The sequence below is a fragment of the Bacillus sp. JJ664 genome, from assembly GCF_036962205.1.
Lineage (GTDB): Bacteria > Bacillota > Bacilli > Bacillales > Bacillaceae_G > Gottfriedia.
On record NZ_JBALMS010000181.1, the window covers coordinates 1 to 6,314 of the forward strand.

8 protein-coding genes and 1 pseudogene are annotated in these 6,314 nt (G+C 28.1%); all 9 read right to left on the bottom strand.

Going from position 1 to position 6,314, the window contains the following annotated elements:
• Window positions 1-439: 439 nt before the first annotated feature.
• Window positions 440-886, bottom strand: coding sequence for a hypothetical protein (locus V7056_RS19700; protein ID WP_499704087.1), 447 nt, complete (start codon window positions 884-886; stop codon window positions 440-442).
• Window positions 887-951: 65 nt separating this feature from the next.
• On the bottom strand, window positions 952-1,392 hold the full coding sequence (locus tag V7056_RS19705; RefSeq protein ID WP_499704088.1) for a hypothetical protein: 441 nt from the start codon (window positions 1,390-1,392) through the stop codon (window positions 952-954).
• Between the two features lie 603 nt (window positions 1,393-1,995).
• Complete coding sequence (locus V7056_RS19710) at window positions 1,996-2,580, bottom strand: hypothetical protein (protein ID WP_499704089.1); 585 nt, start codon at window positions 2,578-2,580, stop codon at window positions 1,996-1,998.
• A gap of 661 nt (window positions 2,581-3,241) precedes the next feature.
• Window positions 3,242-3,496 (bottom strand): annotated as a pseudogene (locus V7056_RS19715) (CPCC family cysteine-rich protein); the annotation flags it as partial.
• 39 nt (window positions 3,497-3,535) lie between these two features.
• The gene (locus V7056_RS19720; RefSeq protein WP_499704090.1) at window positions 3,536-3,658 is read right to left on the bottom strand and encodes a hypothetical protein; all 123 of its coding nucleotides are present in this window, start codon (window positions 3,656-3,658) and stop codon (window positions 3,536-3,538) included.
• A gap of 20 nt (window positions 3,659-3,678) precedes the next feature.
• Window positions 3,679-4,206, bottom strand: coding sequence for a hypothetical protein (locus V7056_RS19725; protein WP_499704091.1), 528 nt, complete (start codon window positions 4,204-4,206; stop codon window positions 3,679-3,681).
• A gap of 215 nt (window positions 4,207-4,421) precedes the next feature.
• A complete protein-coding gene (locus tag V7056_RS19730) occupies window positions 4,422-4,889 on the bottom strand; it encodes a hypothetical protein (protein ID WP_499704092.1) in 468 nt (155 codons plus the stop codon).
• Window positions 4,890-5,222: 333 nt separating this feature from the next.
• Window positions 5,223-5,621, bottom strand: a complete 399-nt coding sequence (locus V7056_RS19735; RefSeq protein ID WP_499704093.1) for a hypothetical protein — start codon at window positions 5,619-5,621, stop codon at window positions 5,223-5,225.
• A 206-nt stretch (window positions 5,622-5,827) separates the two neighbouring features.
• Complete coding sequence (locus V7056_RS19740) at window positions 5,828-6,175, bottom strand: hypothetical protein (RefSeq protein ID WP_499704094.1); 348 nt, start codon at window positions 6,173-6,175, stop codon at window positions 5,828-5,830.
• Window positions 6,176-6,314 lie beyond the last annotated feature (139 nt).

Here is a 6,314-nt window from a genome sequence, read left to right on the forward strand (position 1 = left end):
AATAAAAATAGATACATATTTCTTTGCCCTCATTCTGTTTTTTTACTTAATAATATTCGTTAGAGATTTGTTTATTTCATTGTTTGACTAAAATGCCAGTTAAAATAAAAAGCTGCTATTAGCAGCTTAAGATCTTTAACTAACGCGCCAGTTAGTTGCATAACATTTTAATATTTTTTTTACAAATATGAATCTCTTCTTTAGATAATTACTTTATTTTAATATTAATACTTTCATTTTTCTTTTTTCCCTCTTCATCAAACCAGTTAAATTCAAAGCTGTTTTCTTTTAATAAAGAATATTCTTCTAAAATTAAAGGTTGCTTACTATCAACTTTTAATGGAGTATAGCTTTTACCTCCAAAAAATTTAATAGATAATCTATCAGTAACTCAAGTTGTTCCACTAACGCATGCGTTAGTGGAAGAAGAAAAATTTATTTAATCTTCACTAATTACACCATATCTCATTTTTTCTCCCATCCATGAACTAACATCTCTCCATCTAAGTCTTTTGGATGAAATCCAACTAACATCATAATCTATATTATTCGTTGGGCTCCAACTACTATCATTTGCCCAATAAATTAATTCATCTTCAATTAACAAAGAAGCTCCGTAGATTATTGAATCATAGTCTTCTGGAGGTGGTGACATGTGGAATTGTTTAACACCTTCAAACAGTAATTCTATTGCTGATGTATTTTCAAATTGTCTTTGAAAGAGGATTCTTACATTAGTCCCTGATGTCATAGCCATCGATAAATCTTCATCTACATAACTATCTGTCCATAAATATAATTCTTTTAAACAACTATCATGGAACCCTCCAAATACCATTTGAAGTTTTTTTATATCATCAGATGTTTTAATCTCTTTCCATTCCATTATTAATCACCATCCCACAACAATTCACTTATGTAACTAAAACATCCGTTAGTTTGAAAAGTGTTTTACTTATTTATTAAAGCACCACCGACGCTAAAAAGATGTTTATTGTCTACTTTTTCTAAATATCCTTTTAATTCATAGCTTGGAGTATCCAGTGCCAACACAGATTTATCTATGCCTTCCATCGGCATTATTACATTTAATGTATATTCTTCTCCAGGCTGAATATCTAATTTGTTGCCTTTAACCTCGATTTTATATTCATTACCCTTATGCGCGTTTTCGTTTAATTCGATTGGAAATGATACATATATATTATTTTGTTTTATAACAAAATCGCTACCATTAATTAATTTCATTTTGTAAATAATAATACCTGGTCTTGTTTCTTTCTTAACTAATACTACTTTTATCTTCTCGATATCCTTTAATTTAATTTCTTTCACACATCCCGTTAATAATAAGAGAATTAAAAACATAATGAATATAAATTTAGTCTTCAAATAACTAACCACCTTAATTGTAATATATTTCCATTTTATCATTTGTTTTCCATGTTTTGTTTTTTAATTTCTTATCTATCAAATTGAAAAATACTAAAAAAAGAGTCGATCTTTATCGACTCCTTCATTTGTAACTAATGCGCCAGTTAGTTGTATTAGACTAATGCGTTCTATCTTTTTAAGAATAGTCTCCTTACTACATAATAAGTAATCCCAGTGGCAAACAAAGGGAATAAAAATTGTAATGAAAATGCCTCTTTTTTATTTATCATCCAATCCAATATTATGAATACGGTAATAAATAACACAGTATCTATTAAAATTGTAAATGTCTTTTTTTCTTTCAAATTCATGTCACCTCAATTAATAAGATTCTATTTCCATTATTCTCAATTTCAATGCCCCCGTTGTATTATTCTTTATTATAATTACTACCTCTTATCAAACTACTTAATGAACAAATTAACTTTACCATATTTTGGAATCTACAACACTTTTTTATGAACTTCTTATTAAACTAAAATGCCAGTTAACATAATAAAAAGGCTGCTAAGCAGCCTTTCGTGATCTTCAACTAACGCGCCAGTTAGTTCAATAAGAATCTTAAATTTTTTGTGCTGTATAACAAATTAATACATCTGTCTCTTCGTTAGTTCCTGGCTTAAAATATGATTCTCCCATAGAAACTCTACCAATAATAAAATCTTTATTTTTAGGCAAAATTTTGGTAAAACTTAAGTTTGGAAATCTTGATTTATTTAGTTTCAACTCATTATATAGATTCCATAAAGCATTACAGTTAAAACTTTCTTTTGAAAAGAAGAATAAACTATCCCATCCATATGTTACATCATCTTCTGACTTAAGTTCTTTATAGTAAATATTCTTATCATCAATTTGTTTCCAATTTTCCTTAGATTTCTCCTTTTCAAAGAGTATTCTTTGTATATTAGTCATGTTTCTTACTTCAAATTTAAGATCATCGAGACAATAAATCTTATAATTGTTATGAAACAACCAATTTATGAATTGTGAAAATGCTCTGTGCTCATTTAATTCTATAATGTATCTATTTATTTTCGATAATTTCATTTTAGTTAATAGTGCTTCCGAATCTATAATAGTTCCATTTTCATCAAACCAATTATATTCTTCAATAGTAGATGGTTCATGTTTCTCTAAAAACATAGCTTGTGTCTCCAATCATTTTATAGAGCATTAATAAAAATATATTTTCGTTTAATTAATTTTAACTTATTTCTCTGTTTAACTATACTGCCAGATACATAAATAAAAAAGCAGCAAATGGCTGCTTTTGCTATTCATCTAACGCGCCAGTTAGTTAAATAAGAGTTTAATAAATCAATTAAAATTACAGCACCTATTCTATCAATACATCAGTAAGAAGAATCCTTCCTACGTGATTAAAAATAATTTCAAAAATTACAAAATAGAGTGTAGGGGTAAATAACTAGTAACCATAAAATATATTTATGTGGTAGAGTATTATATATTAAACTACCTATTATTAAAAAAATAAAAAATGCAAGTAAAAATCTTACCACCATTTATCGCCATTATCTTCTTTAAATTAATAAAACCTACAATAGTAAAAGGGCTTCCTTACAGCCCCCCATGCTATTGAGCTAACACCTGCAATCGTTATATTTGTTCACTTACCTTTTAAAATGTCGCCACCAAAAGCCCATCCATTGCTTTCAAGTAATTTCACAAATTCATCTAAAAATTCATCCATGCCTATAGATTGTTGGAAGCCATTTTTTAAAATACTTCCTTCAATTTTTATACTTAATGATTTGTCTTCACCCTGTGTTAATTCCTTTTCCCACACTGGTTTCCATAAAGGATCTTTTTCGTAATTCTTTCTAACTAACCTACCGATAAATCTTTTCTCACTTACCCCAAATTTAATATAGTTTCTTTGTGCTTGTCTTAAACATACCTGATTAGCACCACCCCAGTAATCAGGATTATCATTCATTACACCATCATCCTGCCAAGCACATACTAAACAGATTTCGTAACTACCATTCGGTTCAGAAAATGTTTTCAAACCACAACATGGACAAGTATACTTTTTCATCATTTGCTCCTTATAACTGCTTGTATTTATGTCTTTATTTTAACACTTCTTATTACACAAAACTGCCAAATATGTAATTAAAAAAGCAGCCAATGGCTGCACTTGATATTCAACTAACGCGCCAGTTAGTTCATTAAGAACTTTCGGTAGTACATTAAGCAATCTAAAAATCTCCGCCGTTTTTAATGCCATTTTTTATTATTTTTTTCTAATATAATGTTCATTTTTTCTAAGATTTTTTGGGGTTCTTGTAATTTTTGATAAGACGGTCCTGTTACATATTCTCGAATGTTTTTTAGAACCTTTTTGTAATTATCAAGTTCTTTTATTACATCTGGATGACTGTAATTAATTGATACTTGAATTGAATACAAATCAAATGTCTCATTATTATTAAATGATTTTATATATTCAGGAATCATTCTTGATTTAATCCAAATAATATTTTCATTTGCTGTTAAAAGATTAAATGCTTGAGTTATATGAAATTGATAATCTGACTTTGTTTCATCACTAAAGGGAGGTAAGTATTTTAATGCATTTAAGTGATATTCTGTTTCCCTATAGTTGTCAAAGAGTTTATTTACAGTAGTAATTTCCTCTTCAGATTGTTGGTGTTTTTTATATAGAAAAAACACATTGAATGATATTGATACCACCAATGTAAAAGCAACAATATATCGTAATTTTGTAGTAAATAACTGTTTCATTCGAACACTCCCGAAAGTTCTTTTTATTAAAGTATTTAAAACAAATTCGTGATTCTTTCTAATTACCCTTCAATTAATCTCCCATATATTGCAATAAAAAAATCGACTTTACAGTCGATCACGATGTTCAACTAATGCGCCAGTTAGTTACATAAGAAAGTCCTAAATAATATTGATTCGCAATGAAAATTAATATTTTATAAACTCGATCTAAATTAAAGATTGTTTAACCATTCATCAAAAGCTAATTCCAATTTTTTCTTTTCTTCTTTATCATTTATAACCAAGTCAAAAATGAATTTCCCTTCATCTTCTAATGCCCCTGTTAATTTTGGCAAACTATCATATAAAACACCTTCTTGATAGTATAATTCCCATGTACACTCACTAAGTTTGAATGCTGTAGCTGAATGAATGTTTTTTTTATCCTTATATCTTTCGATATGATAATGGTCATAATCAATTATGGTACAATCCTCTATTTTAAAATTATGTTTTCTATTGAAATATTCTTGTAAAATATTAAACTTACTTGGTTCCATTTTACATGTAATAAACTCATAATTTTTTTCGCTTTGTCTAAAAGCTACTTCAATTTTTTCATTTTGAATATATAATTCAAGTGCTTTGATTACTTCAATATTTATTTTTTTCTTATTTAGATTAAAAGTATATTTAAACATACAAATTCCTACTTCCAAGGTAATCTCTTTATATTGTTCATTTGTATCTGGAGCATAAAGTTCTCTGTCCTCATTAATTCCCTTTAAAAAATCTTTTCACATTTTTACCATTTACTTTTCTATATGTATTTTATTAAATTATAAAATGATTAATATTCCAGAACAATATGTCCATATATTTATCTTTCTTAATTAACTATACTGCCATTTACTCCAATAAAAAATGAGCCACTTCTGTGACCCATGATTTTCAACTAACGCGCCAGTTAGTTCAATAAGAAATATTATTTTTGAGACGTAATTTTTTTCTCGTCTATGCAAATCTCAATCCGTCTAATCTTTCCAAATTAAATATTCCAATTCTTTATAACTATTAGTAGCATTCAACCATACCATGTTTCCAGCAAATGTTTCTGTACAATTAAATTCAATATGTTTTGTTTGATTTCCAAGAATACATTCAATATTCCCAAAGAAAACCTTTGATCCATCTTCATTACGTGAGGTACTATATGAATCTAGAAGCTTATATTCATAATGTAAACCTGGCATCTTATCAAAAATATGATTTGAAAATGCATTTTTTAGTTTACTATAAGTTAAAGAATCCAATCCACATCGAATGACAATATCTCCATCTGTATACTCAGCTTTTATCTTAGCGTATTTTCCATTGCTATCTTTGGAAACATCCAAAATAAGAAATTGTGGTAGCCCTCGATTACGTGTCAATTTGATCAATCCCTTTAGATAACTTAGTTAATATATTAACCTATTTAGTTTAGTTCACTTATTTAAGAAATAATTCTTATTTAAATATATTCCTTATCATTAAACATTATCCTTTATCCGACTATCCTGCCAATCAGAAAAATAAAAGGACTGCCGCAGCAGTCCATCATTGTTAACTAACGCGCCAGTTAGTTAAATAATGCTATCTAATTTTCAATATAAAAGTGGAACCAGCTAATTCCAACAATTTTTGGTGATGAACTCATACCTTCAAATTCTATTTGATTTCCTTCATATAAAGTAGGTCCAATCACATATATTTCTTGTGCAATTTGATTTGCTATTACTAGTGCATTAAATACTGCTTTTTCTGACTCCTTAACCTCTAATTTAGTCTTACAAACGAGTTCAAACTTAGTTTGATCCTTCCAATATCGTTCTAATGATAAGATTTCTATTTCTCCAATTACTTGGGTCAATGTTTTAACTACTTTATTTGCTTTTTCCTTAGACTTTGCATCAATAAACATACGCCAGTTAATTGTCTCAAACATTATTTTGCTTTCTCCTTTGCAGACAACTCCATAAAAATTTATTAATTATATTCGATGTTATTAAAGTAATATCCTTTTCAACATAAAAGGATATAAAACTAGTCTGCCGAAGCAGCCTACTTGTTCTGCAACTAACGCG